17 protein-coding genes are annotated in these 18,444 nt (G+C 52.4%); 5 read left to right on the forward strand and 12 right to left on the reverse strand.

From position 1 onward, the window contains the following. Positions 1-13: 13 nt before the first annotated feature. Positions 14-913, reverse strand: a complete 900-nt coding sequence (locus OB13_RS16435; protein ID WP_461491265.1) for a S66 peptidase family protein — start codon at positions 911-913, stop codon at positions 14-16. A gap of 173 nt (positions 914-1,086) precedes the next feature. Here OB13_RS16435 and OB13_RS16440 point away from each other — a divergent pair, with 173 nt between their 5' ends. Continuing rightward, positions 1,087-2,619 carry an AbgT family transporter gene (locus OB13_RS16440; RefSeq protein ID WP_461491266.1) on the forward strand — a complete coding sequence of 511 codons (1,533 nt, stop codon included), beginning with the start codon at positions 1,087-1,089 and terminating at the stop codon, positions 2,617-2,619. Positions 2,620-2,703: 84 nt separating this feature from the next. Here OB13_RS16440 and OB13_RS16445 read toward each other — a convergent pair whose 3' ends face one another. The 3 genes from OB13_RS16445 to OB13_RS16455 form a co-directional block, all read right to left on the reverse strand. Then, the gene (locus tag OB13_RS16445) at positions 2,704-3,303 is read right to left on the reverse strand and encodes a porin family protein (RefSeq protein ID WP_461491267.1); all 600 of its coding nucleotides are present in this window, start codon (positions 3,301-3,303) and stop codon (positions 2,704-2,706) included. A 239-nt stretch (positions 3,304-3,542) separates the two neighbouring features. Further along, positions 3,543-3,989 carry a hypothetical protein gene (locus OB13_RS16450; RefSeq protein ID WP_461491268.1) on the reverse strand — a complete coding sequence of 149 codons (447 nt, stop codon included), beginning with the start codon at positions 3,987-3,989 and terminating at the stop codon, positions 3,543-3,545. 131 nt (positions 3,990-4,120) lie between these two features. Beyond that, a complete protein-coding gene (locus OB13_RS16455; protein WP_461491269.1) occupies positions 4,121-4,516 on the reverse strand; it encodes a RidA family protein in 396 nt (131 codons plus the stop codon). 266 nt (positions 4,517-4,782) lie between these two features. On the opposite strand from OB13_RS16455, the gene OB13_RS16460 reads away from it, so the two are divergent. Then, entirely contained in the window at positions 4,783-5,760 is a 978-nt protein-coding gene (locus OB13_RS16460) for a radical SAM protein (RefSeq protein WP_461491270.1), read from the forward strand. A 131-nt stretch (positions 5,761-5,891) separates the two neighbouring features. After that, positions 5,892-6,413, forward strand: a complete 522-nt coding sequence (locus OB13_RS16465; protein ID WP_461491271.1) for a gamma carbonic anhydrase family protein — start codon at positions 5,892-5,894, stop codon at positions 6,411-6,413. A gap of 1 nt (position 6,414) precedes the next feature. Here the strand turns inward: OB13_RS16465 and OB13_RS16470 are convergent, their stop codons facing one another. Together OB13_RS16470 and OB13_RS16475 are read right to left on the reverse strand one after the other, a co-directional pair. Next, positions 6,415-6,870 (reverse strand): hemerythrin domain-containing protein, encoded by a 456-nt coding sequence (locus tag OB13_RS16470; protein ID WP_461491272.1) that lies wholly within the window; start codon positions 6,868-6,870, stop codon positions 6,415-6,417. Then, on the reverse strand, positions 6,867-8,198 hold the full coding sequence (locus OB13_RS16475; RefSeq protein ID WP_461491273.1) for a hemolysin family protein: 1,332 nt from the start codon (positions 8,196-8,198) through the stop codon (positions 6,867-6,869). Before OB13_RS16475 ends, OB13_RS16470 begins: the two co-directional genes overlap by 4 nt. Before the next feature lie 1,017 nt (positions 8,199-9,215). Between OB13_RS16475 and OB13_RS16480 the strand changes: the two genes are divergently transcribed. Next, on the forward strand, positions 9,216-11,447 hold the full coding sequence (locus tag OB13_RS16480) for a protein-disulfide reductase DsbD family protein (protein WP_461491274.1): 2,232 nt from the start codon (positions 9,216-9,218) through the stop codon (positions 11,445-11,447). Between the two features lie 126 nt (positions 11,448-11,573). Here the strand turns inward: OB13_RS16480 and OB13_RS16485 are convergent, their stop codons facing one another. The 5 genes from OB13_RS16485 to OB13_RS16505 form a co-directional block, all read right to left on the reverse strand. Next, positions 11,574-12,857 carry a hypothetical protein gene (locus tag OB13_RS16485; protein WP_461491275.1) on the reverse strand — a complete coding sequence of 428 codons (1,284 nt, stop codon included), beginning with the start codon at positions 12,855-12,857 and terminating at the stop codon, positions 11,574-11,576. Then, complete coding sequence (locus OB13_RS16490) at positions 12,820-15,243, reverse strand: DUF2339 domain-containing protein (RefSeq protein WP_461491276.1); 2,424 nt, start codon at positions 15,241-15,243, stop codon at positions 12,820-12,822. The genes OB13_RS16485 and OB13_RS16490 overlap by 38 nt, the downstream gene beginning before the upstream one ends. Before the next feature lie 138 nt (positions 15,244-15,381). Beyond that, positions 15,382-15,990, reverse strand: a complete 609-nt coding sequence (locus OB13_RS16495; protein ID WP_461491277.1) for a superoxide dismutase — start codon at positions 15,988-15,990, stop codon at positions 15,382-15,384. 85 nt (positions 15,991-16,075) lie between these two features. Continuing rightward, positions 16,076-16,525 carry a nucleoside deaminase gene (locus tag OB13_RS16500; RefSeq protein WP_461491278.1) on the reverse strand — a complete coding sequence of 150 codons (450 nt, stop codon included), beginning with the start codon at positions 16,523-16,525 and terminating at the stop codon, positions 16,076-16,078. Positions 16,526-16,643: 118 nt separating this feature from the next. Then, complete coding sequence (locus tag OB13_RS16505) at positions 16,644-17,192, reverse strand: hypothetical protein (protein WP_461491279.1); 549 nt, start codon at positions 17,190-17,192, stop codon at positions 16,644-16,646. A gap of 215 nt (positions 17,193-17,407) precedes the next feature. Between OB13_RS16505 and OB13_RS16510 the strand changes: the two genes are divergently transcribed. Then, a complete protein-coding gene (locus tag OB13_RS16510; RefSeq protein WP_461491280.1) occupies positions 17,408-17,851 on the forward strand; it encodes a hypothetical protein in 444 nt (147 codons plus the stop codon). A gap of 375 nt (positions 17,852-18,226) precedes the next feature. Here OB13_RS16510 and OB13_RS16515 read toward each other — a convergent pair. Beyond that, positions 18,227-18,444 (reverse strand): hypothetical protein (locus OB13_RS16515; protein ID WP_461491281.1); only part of this gene is annotated, 218 nt, incomplete at its 5' end.

Consider the following 18,444-nt stretch of genomic DNA (forward strand, 5'->3'; position numbering starts at 1 on the left):
CCAATATAGCATGTTATATAGAGTAAACGTACTCCAGCTTTACTCCACTCTCCGTCACTTCCAGCCTTGCCTTTCTTCCGCATACCAGCGCCAGGTTGTCGGGCTCGTGGCCGGTCGGGAAGCCGAAGCAAACGGGGTAGTTATACCTGCCGGAGTGTTCGGCTATGATCTCGTAAGCGTCTTTCCCGAAAGGTATAGCATTGTCTTTCATGTCGCTGAAGTGGCCGACGATAAGCCCGGTCAATCCTTCCAGCTTTCCGGCACGGTCGAGGTGCACCATCATGCGGTCAATGTTGTAGAGGTATTCATCCACATCCTCCAAAAATAGGATCTTGCCGCGTGTGCTGAAGTCGGAGCGGGTGCCGGAGACGTTGTGCAGCAGGGCCAGGTTGCCGCCTACCAATTCGCCTTCCCCGAGGCCGGTGCGGTTGAGGGCATGCGGTGCCGTCTGGTACTGCAGTTCTTCGCCAAACAATACTTTCCGGAGGCTGTCAAGTGCTGCATCCGTACCTGTCGGATACAGCAGCGGCATGATGCCGTGCACGCTCTCTATACCTAAACTATGGATGTGGCAAAGCAGGGAGGTAATGTCACTGAACCCGACTATCCATTTGGGGTGACGCTCAAAATGGCTGAAATCTACCTGATCCAGAATGCGGGTGGTGCCATAGCCGCCGCGGGCACAGAGGATGGCTTTGATCTCAGGCCGGTCAAGGGCCTGCTGCAGGTCCTGCAGGCGCAGGGCGTCGTCACCGGCAAACACATGGTAAGTAGCGCCTACACTTGGTCCCACTTCTACCTCCAGCCCCCATTGCTGCAGGATGTGTACGGCAGGCTGTATGGCTTCGCGGCTAATCGTTCGGGCGGTAGCGATGATGGCGATTTTATCGCCGGGCTGAAGGGGTGCAATCATGGGAAATTCAAGGAATTGTTGGTAAACGAAGGTATGGCTTTTTGCTAAAATTTGCGAGGGTAAGAAATTTTGGTCAATTTCGGAACCTCATTCACAACGACCATGGCCTTTGATGCCCGGCGCCTATACCTTAAGAGGGTTGCGTTACCGGGAGCCCTAAATTTAACCTCTTTATGACTAAAGTTCAGAAAAAGAAGTCTGGAATTGATAAGTTCCTCTCGGTGGTGGAGCGTATCGGAAATGCCCTGCCACACCCTGCCACCCTGTTTGCCGGCTTCGCGCTGCTCGTTATTATCCTGTCGTGGGTAGCCAGCCTGTTTGATTTGGCGGTGGTGCACCCGGGCACGGGCGAGACGGTAACACCGGTTAACCTGCTTTCTACCGAAGGGCTCCACATGATCCTGACGCGCATGGTGACCAACTTTACCAATTTTGCACCGCTGGGTACTGTACTGGTTTCTCTGCTGGGTATAGGTATAGCCGAGGGAACGGGGCTAATCGGGGCCGTGCTGCGGCTGGTGGTGCTCTCATCGCCGAAGCGCCTGCTCACCTTTGTAATTGTGTTTTCCGGTGTGATGTCGAACACGGCATCTGAAGTGGGGTATGTGCTGCTGGTGCCCCTGGCGGCTGTTATTTTCCTGGCGGCAGGCCGTCATCCGCTGGCTGGTCTGGCGGCAGCATTTGCCGGTGTGTCGGGTGGGTATAGCGCCAACCTGCTGCTAGGCACCGTGGACCCGCTGCTGGCGGGCCTCTCTACAGAAGCAGCCCGGATCATTGACCCGAACTACCTGGTGAACCCGGCTGCCAACTATTATTTCATGTTCGTGTCTACCTTCCTCATTTCGGCCCTGGGTACCTGGGTGACCGAGAAAGTAGTGGTCCCGCGCCTGGGCGAGTATGAAGGAGATGAGAAGCCGCAAAGTATAGACCGGCTCAATGCGCAGGAAAAACGCGGCTTACTCTACGCCACGATTGCTATTCTTTTTTTGGTTGCCTTCATACTGGGTGGTCTCATACCGGAGAACGGCTACCTGCGCGATCCTGAAACAAACGAGATACTGCACTCTCCGTTCATGTCGGGCATTGTGGCCTTTATCTTTATACTGGCTGGTGTGGCAGGTATAGCCTATGGTGTGGGTGCCAAGACCATCCGCAACGACAGCGACGTGATGCGTGGCATGGCCAAGTCTATGGAGACATTGGGTTCTTACATTGTACTGGTGTTTTTTGCGGCGCAGTTCGTGGCTTACTTCAACTGGACCAACCTGGGGCTTATACTGGCCATCAACGGTGCCGGGGTATTGAAAACGATGGGGCTGGAAGGTATCCCGTTGATGATCACCTTCATTCTGGTAGCGGCAATGATCAATATGGTGATGGGCTCAGCTTCTGCCAAGTGGGCCATCATGGCGCCGGTATTTATCCCGATGTTCATGCTGCTGGGCTACACGCCGGAGTTTACGCAGGCGGCCTATCGTATCGGGGATAGTGTAACCAATATTATTTCCCCGATGATGTCGTACTTCGCCCTGATTGTAGCCTTTATTCAACGGTATGACAAGAAAGCCGGTCTCGGTACGGTCATCTCCACGATGTTGCCTTATACCGTGGCTTTCTTCATTGGCTGGACCATCCTGTTCATCATCTGGATCTTGCTGGGCCTGCCACTTGGCCCGGGTGCCGGCTTATATATGCCGCAGCCATAAGCTGAAGGTATAAATTAAAAGAAAAAGCCGCTGCAGATAAGTTTCTGCAGCGGCTCTTTTGTGTTGACAGGTATAGGTAATCCCTTAAAACAGCTTCAGGCCTAAGCTAAGCAACAGCTGTTGGTTTGCCAGGTCATACTTGCTCTGGTCGGTACTGTTCTCGTAGGTCTTGTTGATACGCTCATAGCGCAGGTCAATGGAGAGTTTCTGGATGTCTATACCTACGCCGGCCTGGTAGCCCCAATCCGATTTCTCCATAAAGCTTTTGATATTCTCGCCGTCCTGTTTGGCGCTGAGCAGCATAGATGCTACCGGACCTGCCTGCACCCGCACCAGGTTCGCAATGCTGACACCTGCCATAACAGGCACATCCAGCCGGTTGAATTCAATCTCCGCCACTTGGTTGGCTAAAGTGGCATCCGGTCCAGACTCCAGGCGTCCGCCCGTCTGTGTGAACACCGCCTCCGGTTGTATGAAGAGGCCCAGCAGGCTGATGCGGGCAAAGGCACCGGCATGATAACTCGTTACGGATTCTTTTTTAGCATAATCGGACGGGTTGTTGATCACGTCCCGGACAGCCACGTTGGCCGATCCAACACCTGCTTTTATACCTCCCGTAATCTGCGCCTGTGCCGCCGTACTCATGGCAAACAGGGTACATATGGTTAGAATGAAAATTCTCATAGCTATCTCTTTAAGTCAAACATCGTTATCGTTCCCTTTTATACAGGTCTCAGTATAACGATGTTGCGATAGCTATTTAGTACGTAACCCTGCAAATATAGGGTGCAATGTATGATTTTATGGTATTATTTTAATTTTGCATGCTACTATGTCCGGGTGTGACAGCCACGGAAGTGAAGGCGAAGCAGCGCAAGGTAGGTGGCCGGACGGCTTCCCGTTATTGCAGGAAGTGTGCCGGATTATGCTTTGGCGGACTTGCCTACATGATCAGGATCTGAGTGGTGTGGGATTTTTTTGCTGATGGCCAGCCGGAGGCAAAGTATGGCAAGTATAGCAGTCAAAGGCGTGAACAACAGTTGTTCAAGGGTGTTGTTTGACAGCAGGTTGCCTACCGTGTTGAGCAGGAAAAGACCGCATAACAGCCCGAAAGCCACACGTAGTATAGTTGGATGAAGTTTAACCTGTATCAGGCCGGCCTTTAGGCTGATAATGACCAGTATGGTCAGGTTGATGACGATAGAGATCGTTTCAAAGATTACCATCTGATCGTGACTTTGCAGCCTGCCGCCCCATACCATCTCATAAGGGATGATGCCCATTAGTATGGCGACATGCAGCAGCACCGAAAGGGATACAATCGTTGTTAAACCGGTTATTGCAAACCGTTCGGAGACCAGGTTTTTCATGGGGAGTTGCTGATGTTGCGTTGTGTATCCGGTTTTTCGCTTTAATTAAAACTCGCTGAAAAGTACATAATTCTACAGAGAAAGCAACTATACCTTGGTCAGGTGCGAAAAGGCAGACGGCAGGTATAGCCTTAAGCTGGATCCTGTGTGATAATTGCTGTGGCCTCTATCTCTACCAGTAGCTCAGGCTGGATGAGGGCGCTCACTTCCACCATTGTAGCGGCTGGCTTTATGTTCCGGAAAAACTCGCCGTGCGCCCGGCCAACTTCCTCCCACTGGCTGATATCGGTGACGAAGATGCGGGTGCGTACCACGTCCTGCAAGGTAGCGCCTGCCTCGTGCAGTGCCCGCTCTATTTTCTGGAGCACATACCTTGTCTGTTCGTAGGCGTTGCCTATACCTATAACCTGGTCCCCGTCTGTGGCAGTGGTTCCGGCTACTTCTACTACATGGCCTATGCGCACGGCGCGGCTATACCCGACAATGTCTTCCCATACAGCGCCGGAGGATATGTTTTGTCTTTTCATAGAAGCTAGGAAGTTAAAGAGTTTAGGAGTTTAGGAGTTAGAAAGTTTTATGTTTGTAGGGACAGGTCGCTACCTGTCCGAATTGTGCACCCTGTTATGTATTGGCAAATTCAGTTCTGCAATCATCTCTGTGAATCCTGCAAATCCTGATACAATTAACAATAAGCAATTAACAATTCAACCATCAAACAATTTAACAATCAGCAACCAACAATTAAATATACTCATTCATAATTCCTAATTTTGGATTTCTCATACCTCCAAAGATGCGCCTGCGATCGAAACCTGTACTTTGCAACTACTACGTTACCTACCGCTGTAACGCAAAGTGCTCGTTCTGCGACATCTGGGAAAAGCCTTCGCCTTATATCACCCGCGAAGATGTGGCCCGTAACTTGCGCGACCTGAAGCGACTGGGCGTGCAGGTGATCGATTTTACGGGCGGCGAACCGCTGCTGCACCGCGAGATAGACCAGTTCCTGGGTATGGCGCACGACATGGGCTTCATCACTACCCTCACCACCAACGGCATGCTATACCCTAAACTGGCCGAGCGCCTCAGGGGCAAGGTGGATATGCTGCACTTTTCGCTGGACTCGGCCCATAAGGAAGAGCACGATGCCGGCAGGGGTGTGGCCTGCTACGACTTTGTGATGGAGTCGATACAGGTCGCCAAACGGCTGGGGGAGCGTCCTGATATCCTGTTCACCGTGTTCAAAAACAATCTGAACCAGCTGGAAGAAGTTTACCGGGAGATCGTGCTACCCAACAAACTCATGCTGATCATCAACCCGGCTTTTGAGTACAACACCGTAGCGGTAGGTGACCAACTGACAGAGGAAGAACTGAACTACCTGACCGCCTTCGGGAAACGCAAAAACGTATACCTGAACGAGGGCTTCATAGAGCTGCGACGCGACGGCGGCAACCATGTAGCCGATCCGGTATGCAAGGCGGCCAGCACGACGCTGGTCATCTCACCGGAGAACGAACTGGTGTTGCCCTGCTACCACCTGGGCAAGAAAAGCTTCCCGATTCAGGGTAAGTTAGAGGAGCTATACCTGGGGCAGGACGTAGAGGAGCTCAAGCAGCAGGAGGGGCGGCTACCCGAGTGCGAAGGCTGCACGATCAACTGCTACATGCAACCTAGCTTTGCCGTAGAGGTCAACAAATACTTCTGGAAAGCCCTGCCCAGCACCCTGAAGTACAACCTGCACAAAGGCACCTGGAAGCGGTTGATTTAAATTGCTGATTGTTAATTGTTACATTGTTGATGGTTAATAGCTAAACCTGAGATACAGGATGTAAAACTCAGAACTCAGAACTCGTGACTCAGAACTTATACTCATACCTCTCAAACTCCTAAACTTAAAATATGCCAGTAATACTTCCCGTGAAAGGTATAGCCCCGCAGCTGGGCGAGGATTGTTTTGTAGCCGAAAATGCCACCATCGTGGGGGATGTGGTGTTGGGCAACGAGTGCTCGGTGTGGTTCAACGCCGTCATCCGGGGCGATGTGAATGCGATCCGGATCGGCAACAAGACCAACATACAGGATGGGGCTGTGATCCACTGCACGTACCAGAAAGCGGCCACTACAATAGGCAGCAACGTATCCATCGGGCACAATGCCATCGTGCACGGCTGCACTGTGGAAGATAATGTGCTCATAGGTATGGGAGCGATCGTAATGGACAACGCGCTGGTACAGCAAAAATGCATTGTGGCGGCAGGGGCCATTGTGCTGGAGAATACGGTATGCGAGTCAGGCTATATCTACGCAGGTATACCGGCCAAAAAAGTGAAGCAGTTGAGCCAGGAGCAGATCGCCGGCCTGGACAAGGTGGCCAACAACTATGTGATGTACAGCGGCTGGTTTACGGGGCAGGAGGTATAGCTTACAGCAGGTGTTGCTCTACCTGCTCTTTCAATAGCTGCAGAGTGGCTTCAGGCAACTCTTCTTGCAGCATTTCAAAGAAAATACGCTCTTCGGTCCGGATGTGCTTCTCCAGCAGGCGCCCTGTTTCATCCAGTTGGGCAGGCAAAGTAGCTTCCATTGCCGCAGGCAGGGCCAGTATGAGTTGCTCCAGCTGGCGGTGTTCCGCCTCCAAGGCTTCGGCCTGCTCCCCGAGGTGCGGGGCAGCTGCTTTGGCTGTTTTAAAGACCGTCTCTTCTTCCAGTTTAAAATGAGGTCGCAGGTGCTCTTCCAGGAATTGCAGGACATACGCCCGCTTGCCCTCCGTTGTCGTAGGCATACCCTTGTAGGGCGGGGCATTCAGCTGCAGCAGCCGGGCTGTCAACAGTCCGCCGTGGTGCTGCCGTGAGATGGGGGCCAGGCTTTCGTGCCGCTTCATACCTCTTCGGTTTGGGGACTGATGCCTACGTGAAACTCCTCTTTTATTTTAAACAATACCCACTCAACCCGCCGGTCAGACTTCTCCAGCACCTGTATCTCGTACTCATTGAAGTCTGCTATTTCGTTCAGGTTTTCAGGTATGTGTCCGTAGATCATGGTCACCAGGCCGCCCACTGTTTCGTAGTCTTCCCCTTCCGGCAGGTGGTAGGGCAGGTAGTCGTTGGCGTCCGAAACAGGAGCCGCGCCGTTCACCCGGTATTCAAAATCGCTCAGGCGCTCCACGATCGGAACTTCCTCATCGTACTCATCCTGTATCTCGCCCACGAGTTCTTCTATGATGTCTTCAATCGTGACAATACCCGACACACCTCCAAACTCATCTGTCACGATGGCCATGTGCATGTGGCGGCGCTGGAACTGGTGCAGCAGGCGGTTGATCTTCTTGGTTTCAGGCACAAAGTAAGCAGGGCGCATGAGCTTTTCGATGATGATTGGCTCGCCCAGGCGCATGATGCTCAGGATGTCCTTTACATAGAGCACTCCCACGATGTTGTCGATGGAGCCGTTGTAGACCGGTAACCTGGAGTAGCCTTCCTCAAAGATGATCTCCATCAACTCCGGCTCCGGTATGTTCACGTCAATGGCCACCATGCGGGTGCGGGGCACCATGATCTGCTTCACCATCCGCTCATTGAACTCGAACACATTCTCGATGAGCTCGTGCTGCGAATCCATCAGAACACCTCCTTCGGCACTTTGTTCAAAGAGCAGGCGCAGTTCCTCTGCCGAATGCACTTCGGCACCATGTACCGGTTTGATTCCCATCGATCGGAGCACCATGTTGGCAAAACCATTCAGGATCCAGATGAAGGGCCTGAACAAGTAATAGAAGAAGCGAAGCGGAAGTGTGATGGCCAGCGTTGTTGCTTCGGAGCGTTGTATGGCCAGCGACTTGGGTGCCAACTCGCCGAACACGATGTGCAGCACGGTAATAATCGCAAAAGAAATAGGCAGGGCAATCCGGTGGGCCAGCGCCTCGCCTCCCTGGAAGCCAAAGAAATGCATGATATTGATCACGATCTGGGATACGACGCTTTCGCCTATCCAACCCAGACCCAGAGAAGCAAGCGTTATACCCAGCTGTGTGGCAGACAGGTAGGCATCGAGGTGGGTGAGCATGTGCTGGGCCAGTTTGGCCATAGAGCTTCCTGCCTGCGCGCGCAACTCTATCTGTGAAGCCCGTACCTTAACGATCGCAAATTCGGCGGCCACAAAGAAGCCGTTGAGCAATACCAGAAGGATAGTGAATAGAACGTTCAGAAGCATAGAGAGTCTCCGCAGTTTACATTGCCTGCAGCGTAAAATTAATCAAAATACGTTCTTTTGCTATATATGTAGGTATTATAATGCAGAATACCTGTCCGGAGGAGTAGCAGGGTACGCAGCGGCAGGCTGCAGGTATAGCTGAACCAGGGGAGCTGAAATAAAAAAGAAAAGGTGCCTTGCGACACCTTTTTTTAGGACACTTTTTCAGATAATCAGGAAAGAACTCGCATAATAGATGCCGGTGCGGTATAAAACAACTCGCGGGCATTTTCCTCGGAGAGACGGCTCTGAAAGATGGCCTTTGCCTCCTCCTCAGATATTAATGTGTAAGCATGCGCTGAATCAGTGTCCTGGAAGGGATTGCAAAAGGAGTAGATGTACTCATTGGAAAAAGTCTTGTATACTATATGGAAATTATAATGCTCGTCACGTACCAGCTTGATTGCCTTGAAACAGTAGCCAAACTCTTTTCCACATTCTGTCTTCAGGGCTGATGATGCCTGTGGCTGAAGGTTTGTATGCATAATTAGTGAGTATGTGTATTGTTAATAAACTTATAGGAAAGATACATTTTGTGCGTTCGATAAATTCCTGCTCAGGCGGCTAAATTTTTCTTTGTTGGTGAACGTCAGGTAGGCGGGGGTAAAGGGCAGACAAATGCCTCTCAATAACTTGTTATGCGTGCATACGGCTTTTAAAGGCACTTTTCAGGGAAAATGAATAAGCCGGCACCGGAGAAGAACAACAGTTATAACAGGCATAAGACTACGGTTCTGAAGAGGGGTAAACAAAGGAAACCCGCACTGCCCAAGGTATGTTATCTGGGGTAACTGAGGGTGCATTAGCAGGCAGTAGGATGCTTTATGTCTTCAGATGAGGCCAGCCCTTGGCGGGCAGGTATCGCATTCGGCTAAAAATCCATACTTTTGTAGTGAGTTAAACAAGTGGTATACTGTTTGCGCGCGCAAGACCTGTTCTGCCAGTCTATCCACTTGTCAGAAGCTCTTAATTAAAATCATGATGAAGCACCCGATTAAAAATAACTTCAGGCAACTGCTGGCCACACTGCTCCTGGTGTTGATCGCCGTAGTGGCGCAGGCACAGGTATTGAAGCCGGCTTCCTGGAGCTACGATGTCTCCAAAAAACAGGTAGCCGTAGGCGAGGAAGTCGAACTGATCTTCAACGTAAAGATTGACAAGGACTGGTACCTCTACTCCACAGACTTTGACCCGGATCTGGGACCCATGGTAACGGAGTTTAAGTTTGCCAAACACCCCTCTTACCAGTTGGTGGGCAAGATAAAGCCCGTCAACCCAAAGAAAAAATACGATGACCTCTGGGAAGGAGAGTATACCTACTTTGTCGGGACCGCACAGTTCAGGCAAAAGATAAAGGTGCTGCAGCCGGCTCTGGTGGTAAAGGGAACTTACGAATACCAGGTGTGTACCGACATAGACGGCAAATGCATTCCGTTTGACGATGATTTCAGCTTCACCAACAGCCAGGTGCAGGTAACTGCCGGCACAGGTGCAGCCACGCCCACTACAGCAGCTCCTGTGGAAACTTCGGCCGCAGCACTAGAGAAGTCCCCGAAAAAGGCCACGGCGCCTGATGGCCTGGATACGTCGCTCCCGGAAACGGTGCGGCAAGATACCGCCCTGATGGCGGCTGAGTCCCTGGCTGTTGCACCTTCGGGTGATACGGTTGTGGCCGGAGCCGGAGAGGTAGTCACCCCGGCACTGAGCGAAGCGGCCGGCGATACCGGCGAACCTCAGAGCCTGTGGGCCTTTATGTTAGTAGCGTTCGTTTTTGGCCTGGGTGCCTTGCTGACGCCCTGCGTTTTTCCGATGATCCCGATGACGGTGAGCTTCTTTACGAGTGGCAGCGCCAGCCGGGGCCAGGCCATCTTCAAAGCACTGCTCTATGGTTTCTCCATCATCGCCATCTATACCTTGGTGGGTACGATCGTGGCCAAGCTTTTCGGAGCGGATGGGGCCAACTTCATCAGCACGCACTGGCTGCCCAACCTGATCTTTTTTGCCGTATTCCTGATTTTTGCCATGTCCTTCTTCGGCATGTTTGAGATCACGCTCCCAAGCTCCTTCCTTACCAAAGTGGATGCGCAGGCTGACCGGGGTGGAATCATCGGGGTGTTCTTTATGGCCTTCACGCTGGTGCTGGTGTCTTTCTCCTGTACCGGTCCCATTGTGGGAAGTATCCTGGTGGCGTCCGCCGGGGGCGAAACCCTCAGGCCGGTAGTCGGGATGCTGGGCTTCTCGATGGCCTTTGCCCTGCCCTTTACCCTGTTTGCTATTTTTCCATCGTGGCTGAACAGCCTGCCCAAGTCAGGCGGCTGGCTGAATTCTGTCAAGGTGGTGCTGGGCTTTATTGAACTGGCACTTGCGCTCAAATTCTTAAGCATCGCTGACCAGGTATACCACTGGGGCCTGCTGGACCGCGAAATATACCTGGCCCTCTGGATCGTGATCTTCACACTGATGGGCTTTTACCTGTTGGGGAAGATCAAATTTTCGCATGATTCGGACCTGAAGTTCATCGGTGTGCCGCGCCTTATGTTGGCTATTGCTACGTTTGGCTTTGTGGTCTACATGGTGCCGGGTCTGTTTGGGGCACCGCTTAAAGCGCTGTCCGGCTACCTGCCGCCGCAGTCTACCCACGACTTCGACCTGAACGCCATTGTGCGACAGGGCGGGGGAGGAAGCACCGCAACAAGCCTGGCCGCGAACGAACTGTGTGAAACGCCGAAGTATGCCGAGGACATGCCCGGAATGCCACTTGGTTTGAAAGGGTATTATGACCTGGAGCAGGCCAAGCGCTGCGCTGCCGAACAAGGGAAACCGATCTTCATTGACTTCACCGGCCACGGCTGCGTGAACTGCCGCGAAATGGAAGCCAATGTATGGTCGCACCCGGAAGTATTGAAGCGTCTTCAAGAGAACTATGTGATCGCTGCCCTGTATGTGGATGACAGAACAGAGTTGCCGGAGAGCGAATGGTATACCAGCAGCTACGACGGCAAAGAGAAAAAAACCATCGGCAAGAAATACGCCGATTACCAGATCACTAAGTTCAACGTGAACGCCCAGCCCTACTACGTGCTGATGGACGAAAACGAAAACATGTTGGTCAAGCCAGTTGCCTATGACCGGAGCGTGGAAAACTTCGTGAAGTTCCTGGATGCCGGGGTAGAAGCTTACAAAGCGAAGCAGCAGGTGGCCCAGAAGTAAGGTATAGCAAGCAAAACGAAAAGCCCTGAAGCGAGATTGGTTGCTTCAGGGCTTTTCGTTTCAGGTGTTTTCCTTCCGTATGCGTTGCTACCGATTTCCGGATTATTTTAGCAGCTAAGCAAAAAGCTATACCTGTTTCTTCCTGTCCATTTCATGCAGCATCCGCACGGTCATGTAAGCCAGGCCGGCCACTACGACAGCAATAGCCGCCCAGATCGCCAGGGTGGAGCCGCTGCCACGCTGCTTGCTGGTTGCCTGGAGTTGTGTGGGTTTTCCTGCCTGCAGCACGGGCAGAGCAGCAGGTATACTATCCTGAAAGTACTGCAGCTCATAAGCCGGAGCGTCTGCCTCCCGATTGCCAAAATGCAAGGTATACGCCTGCTCCGGCGCTAGCTCCGCCTCCAGGTACCGGTTCAGTTGCAGGGGCCTGACCGCGCTGATCTCCAGTGGTCGGTTGTCCACGTTCTCGATGAGGATGGTAAGCTCCTGTACCTTTCTGCGCGGCAGTTTGACCAGAGCCGGTGCGTTGGAGCTCAGTACAAACGGCACCAGTTGCTGTTGCTGCTCCCGCTGTTTTCTGCGTTTGCTTCGGCGGCGTTGGCTTGGCTCTGTAGGGTGTAGCTGTACGGTGCCGTGCCTGTAATAGAGCTGCGGAGACGTAATCGTGAACTCCAGCTGCTCGGGGTAAACCGGCTGCGCAAAACGCAGGTGGAGGTAGGTGCTTTTGGCAGAGGCACTGTCCCGGCGGGTGATCTCCTGCACAGGTATAGCGGTATACTTACCGGCCTCGGTATAGGTGTCGTAGTAGCCGGCCTGCAGAATGTTAAGCGGCGCGCTGGCAGAGTCGTTGAGTTGCAGGCGGAAGTAACGGTAATCGCTCAGCGGGAAGTCCAATAGTTTTACTTCGGCTGTGCTTTCGCGGTTGTTGATGGCATACAGGATGTCCCGCTCTTTCAGCACATACCAGTCCTGCCGGTTATCGCTGCCGCTGAGCTTTACCTCTTTCCGTACGTCCGCGTTACTGATCTGCAGGCTGATGTTGTTGAGCTTGCGTTTCTGCGGATTAGCGATCAGCAGCTCGGAGCAGCAGCCCTTTTGGTGGGTATAGCCCAGGATGTCGTACTTTTTGAACAGTCGCCTGTACTGTAGCGGCTGCTCCGTCCCGAGCAGATAGGGCACTTCCTCCCCCTTCACGTTATACAGTCGCAGGTCTGAGAGGTCGGGTTGCAGCCGGCCCGTTATCTCCGGGCTGAGCAGGATGCGCTGGTAACCCGGCTGCTCAGGGGTAGCGACAGGTGCCTGCCAGGTATAGGACTGCGCCCCCGCTACGCGACACCACGCCAGCAGCACCAACAGGAGCAGGGGGTTCGGTTTAGTGATTATCGGCAACATGCGGCGTGGCAGCGTCATCGTCTAAAATGATTACTTTCAGTTTCTGGTACATAAACGAGACGATCAGCAGGAGCACGCCCAGGCAAATGAAGGCCGCGATCTTTCCACCCTCTGAAATCCCCCTGATGTCGAAGAGGAAGAGCTTGAGCAGCGTGAGGAAAAACAACGAGAGTGACACGATACGCAGGGACTTGAGCTTGTGCTGCATGCCGATCATCATCAGAATAAAGGAACTGATGCCCCACAGGATCGGAAAACCAATCTTACGGATCTGCACCAGCAAGGCCGCCAAGTTCGAGCCCGGGGTATAGAAATGCAACACCACCAGGTGCTCCAGTTCGGCACTTGCCAGGAACACCACCACAAAGCTGGCACACCACAGTGCAACCTTGCCCGGCAAAGAGTTAAACCCAACCCGCTGGGCCACCAGGCGGAGCAATTGCGCCACCAGCAACAGCACCAGCGCCAGGGGCAGGTAGTGGAGCATAAAACTGCCTAGCGTCTCACTACCATCCAGCAGGTAGGCGTTCCGGGTATCGATGGTGAGCGGGTGCTGCAGCGTCAGGTATAGCAAAATGCCAACCGTTGCCAGCGTGCCTATACCTTGTTGCACCAACTGGTTTGGCTGGCGCCTGCTGAGGAGGAGCAGGACAAACAGGTATAGGTAGTTGTAGAAACCAAGTATGAAATACTTCGTGCCATAACTCACTGCCAGGCGGTCGAGCGTATAGTTGAGTTCCAGCAACAGCACCAGGTACAGGGTCAGCACCAATGTAAAGCCTGTTATGGCCCGGTATACCCGGGCAGGCAGCCACCGGATCAGGATGAGTTCCTGTTCGCCTTGCAACAGCCACAGGGTAGCTGCCAGTGCAGCCACGGCTACTATACCTGTTACGAATACTTTGTTCAGCACCAGGATCAGGGGCCCGGACAGCTCGTGGTTGTACAGGTCCCGGTCCATCAGCAGGCTAAACCACATCAGCCCCAGCACCACCACCGATGCCACCCGGATCAGCCTGATGCCCGACTTTTGCGAGAGCCATAGCAGGAGCACAGCCTCCAGTGCCCAGAATAGGGTGATGTAGTTGCCCTTGAGCTGTACCGGCGCGGTCAGGCTCAGGAAGGTAAGCACCAGCCCGATGAGCAGGTATACCAGGTTGCGGTCCGCTTTCTGGTTCTGGTAGAGCAGGTAGGCAAAAATAAAGTTAAACACAGCGATGACCATCGTAAACAGGCCCTGGTAATTGCCGCCCGCTATATGCTGCAGCACATACATACCAGCCGAATAATACAGGAAGGTGTTGCTGAGCAGGATCATGATCTCAGGAGCCGTAAAGTGTCTCCTTTCTTTGATGTTGTTGACGATGTTCATGGCAAAGAATACCAGGTAGAACAGCGTTGCAAACACCAGCGCTCCTACATAAGGCGGGTCAGGGGTGTCGATGACCCGGGTGGTCAGCCAGCCGCCGTACAGGAGGATGGTGAAGACGTAGGCGATGGAGTTCAACAGGTTCCACTTCTTGAAGTTGGCCAGCACCAGGATGCCCAGGTTCAGGATGAGGATGAACACAAACAAGGCAATATAATTTCCTTCGCCGGTGCTTGCCATGAAAGGGCTTGCAAAACCACCTACGAGCGCCAGCACAGCCAGCTCCATGCGGTTGTAGGCGATTGCCAGGAAAATGGTGAAGCCGGTTATACCTACCATGAGCAGGAAAGTAACCGTCTGGCTGAAGAGCTGGTATTCGTGGAAGGCGATGGCAATGGTGAAGTACAGAACGGCCATACCGCCGCCCACCATCACCGAGCTAAAGGACTGGTAAGCTTTCCGGAGCCGGTGCGCTACTCCCAGCAATATACCGCCGGCCAGTATACCGATGGCTACACGGCCTGCTTCGTTTATCCAATCCTGGTCGATGGCATACTTCACAAAGAAACCTATACCCAGCACCAGGATGGCTATACCTAGTTTGTTGATCAGGTTCTCACCGATAAACTTTTCCCAGTCGAGGTTCTCACGAAACTTATCAAAAGCAGAAGGAGCGGCTGGTTGAGGAGGCGCTTCACTGAAGGCCGCCACCGGCCTTGGCTGCTCCATGGGCTGTGTGCGCGGCACAGGCCGGATGGCAGATTCCTGATGCGGTATAGCCACCGTAGGAGGAGGAGGTGCTATAGGCGGCAGGACAGGTATTGCCGCCTCTGGTTTTTCCGGCGCTGGTTTTGGAGCCGCTACAGGTACATCCGGTTCCGGTTTTGTGCTTTGCTGCTTGAGCTGTTCCCGCAGGTGCAGGATCTCTGCCCGGAGCTGATGCAGTTCATGCCAGTGATTGTCAAGCTTACCCGAGAGTTGCCGGGATAACCATAACATGAGGACAATGACTACCAGCAGCAGGACTGATTCCATAAGAAGCGACGCTTATTTATACCCTATATTAGATATTTTCCGGGGAAATAGGAAACAAGCCGGGTGGGAGTGTAACAAAAAAGGCTCTCCTGCAATAGGAGAGCCTTTTAATCCTTTTAATAAGGGATAAGGTATACCTTACTTCGCTTCGTTGTAGCGACGGGTTACTTCTTCCCAGTTCACCACGTTCCAGAAAGCGTTGATGTAATCCGGACGACGGTTCTGATAATTCAGATAGTACGCGTGCTCCCAAACGTCGAGGCCTAAGATCGGCTGACCGGCACAACCTTCTGCAAACGGCATGAGGGGGTTGTCCTGGTTCGGAGTAGAGCATACCTCCAGCTTGCCACCGGCTACGCATAGCCAGGCCCAGCCAGAGCCGAAACGTGTCGCTGCTGCTGCATTAAACTTTTCCTTAAACTGGTCAAACGAACCAAATGCTTCGTTGATGGCATCTGCTAACTCACCGCTCGGCTGGCCACCGCCATTCGGAGAAAGTATTTCCCAGAACAGGTTGTGGTTGTAGTAGCCACCTCCGTTGTTGCGCACAGCTTTGTTGTCGCCGCTAAAGCTGGTAAAGATTTCCTCAATAGTCTTCCCTTCCAGTTCAGTGCCTGCAATCGCCTTGTTTAGGTTGTCGGTATAGGCCTGGTGGTGTTTTGTATGATGGATCTCCATAGTGCGCGCGTCGATGTGTGGTTCAAGCGCGTCGTAAGAATAAGGTAATTTCGGTAATTCGAAAGCCATAGTTTTGGTGGTTTATAGTTACAAATATGCAAAGTGACAGCTGTTAGGGTGTACTATGCACTGAAAGTGTTAGTTTCAAAGTTACTTAATTTCTTTTACTTGCAAAGAAGGAAGCCATCAGTTCGGCGCACTCCTGGGCCATAATGCCACTGACCATTTCTGTTTTGGGGTGCAGCAGATTGCCCAGGCGCCTGTAGCCGCGCTTCGGTTCGGGCGCTGCAAACACCACGCGTTTGAGCTGCGCCCAGTAGCTGGCACCGGCACACATCACGCAGGGCTCTACGGTCACATACAGGGTGCAGTCGTTGAGGTACTTGTTGCCCAGGTATTCGGCAGCGGCCGTGAGCGCCAGCATTTCGGCATGGGCCGTTACATCCTGCAGTTTCTCTGTCTGGTTGTAGGCTTTGGCGATGATGCGGTTGTTGCTCACGATGACGGCCCCGATCGGAATCTCGCCTTCCGCAAAAGCATACTGCGCCTGCCGGTAGGCCTCCTGCATAAAGTGTTCGTCGCTGTGTATAGATAAGAAGTCCAAAGTTTCGGTTCGTAAAAGTGTATACTAAGAACGCTGCACCGGCAGCTTCTCTTGCTCAAGGTACATAAAAAAAGCCCCTCCCTGAAAGGAGAGGCTGCTTAAACAGGAGAACAAGCGCTTATTTGATCTGGACAGAGCCCATGATCTCGCGGGCTGTTTCCTGCCAGTCGTTTTTCATGACAAAGGGTAAATGCAGGGAAAAGACCATCTGCTGATCGCCCTGTATGGTATAGAGCATGATGCTATACTTTTGCACCGGCGCCAGATTGGTCGTTTTGCGCTCATCGGCCATCACCGATACAAATTCAAATACAATGTAGTCCCTGCCTTTGATCTGCGCTACCTCGTCGCGTATAAAATCAACTTTGGTAAAGCGCTCCAGCAGGTTGGCTTTATAGATCTCCCGCAGCATAGGCAGGTCCCGTGATCTGAACTGCGATTTTTTTTTGGTCACACTGAAGTCTACCTGGCCATTGGGACTGGTATACACGGCCACAGGCTTGTTGGAAGCAGGATATTTTCGGGCAATCCCGTCATCGGGCAGGGGCGTGAAGTCGCGGGGCAGCAACACGCTGATCTCTTTTGTGATGTGGGTTTTCTTCAGCTTGGTGTCGGCGAGGGTAACGCCGGCAATCAGGATAATAGCTAGAAAGGCTAAATAACGCATGTTCATAGGGTTCGAGGAGGCAAAGCTATAAAATAAAAATAGGTCTGTGGTAGTATGAAGCAATTACTTTGCCAAAAGGCCGGGTTGGCCAGATGGCTTTGGCAGGATGGCATTTTACATCTTCTGCTTCGGAATGCCGTTATATTTTAACAGGGACCTTGGCTTTTTAGTGCCGGCACCTGAGAAATGAGACAAATCCATTAAATTCTAAAGCTATGTTAAACGATATCATCAACAGTGTAAAAGGGCAGCTCACCGGCGAGTTGCAGAACAATTTCAAGCTGGATCCGAACCAGGCCAACCAGTCGGTAGAGCTGGCCAAAGAGCACATGACGCAAGGGCTCAAAAAAGAAGCGACCGGAGGGGACCTGGGCGGCATCATGGACATGTTGAAGGGAAATAAATCGCCGCAGGAGAGCCCGGCAGGCAACAGCATGATCCAAAACTACGTCAATGACCTGTCTGCCAAAGTGGGTGTGCCCGAAAATGTGGCCAGGCAGGTGGGGCCCTTTGTCGTTTCTTTCCTGATGAACAAAATCAGCGGGAAAGTGAATGCTGACGGTATGGGACAGTCCGATATCCTGGGCATGCTGGGAGGCGGCCTGAAAGACAAGCTTCCGGGTGGACTGGGCGACAAGCTGGGCGGTATGTTCAAGTAAACAAGTATAGCCATAAAAAAGAAGCCATCCCCGGAGAGGGGATGGCTTTGGCAACTTACTTACATCTCACCTTAAACAAGTGTGCCTTGAATTATCGGCGCCTTAGCTCTCCGACAATGTCTTTGTGTTATCATTCGGGTTGCGGTCTTACACCAATGCCCGTTCATGTGTGCTGGATGGTAACATCTTAATAACCAAGCCTTTCGAAAGAAAGTTTCTTGCTGCCCACAGTAGCTGAAACTTATACCTTTCATTCGGCAGTTCCTTAAAGGTGGCCCAGTTGTTGGGTTTACTTCAGGGCTACGTCGTTCGATATAATAGCTACAAGGTACTGCGCACTTCCTGGATTAGCGGAACAAAGGTACGCCTTAAAACCTATAAAACTTGCAGAAGGCGCATCCTGAAAAGTAAGTCTTTGATACAGTGTTGCAAATAGTTTTTTGCTTTCTCTTTCCTGCCCTGATTGGTTAGTGCAGGTGTATTCAGATTTGCCTTTGCGGTGGGGAGCGTGCCTTTACTTTCTGTAAAGCACCAAAGATTCGGACCTTTCAGAGAATTTATCCTCCAAATAAGGAAAGGATATAATGGCATCA

The organism is Pontibacter sp. HJ8, assembly GCF_054824225.1.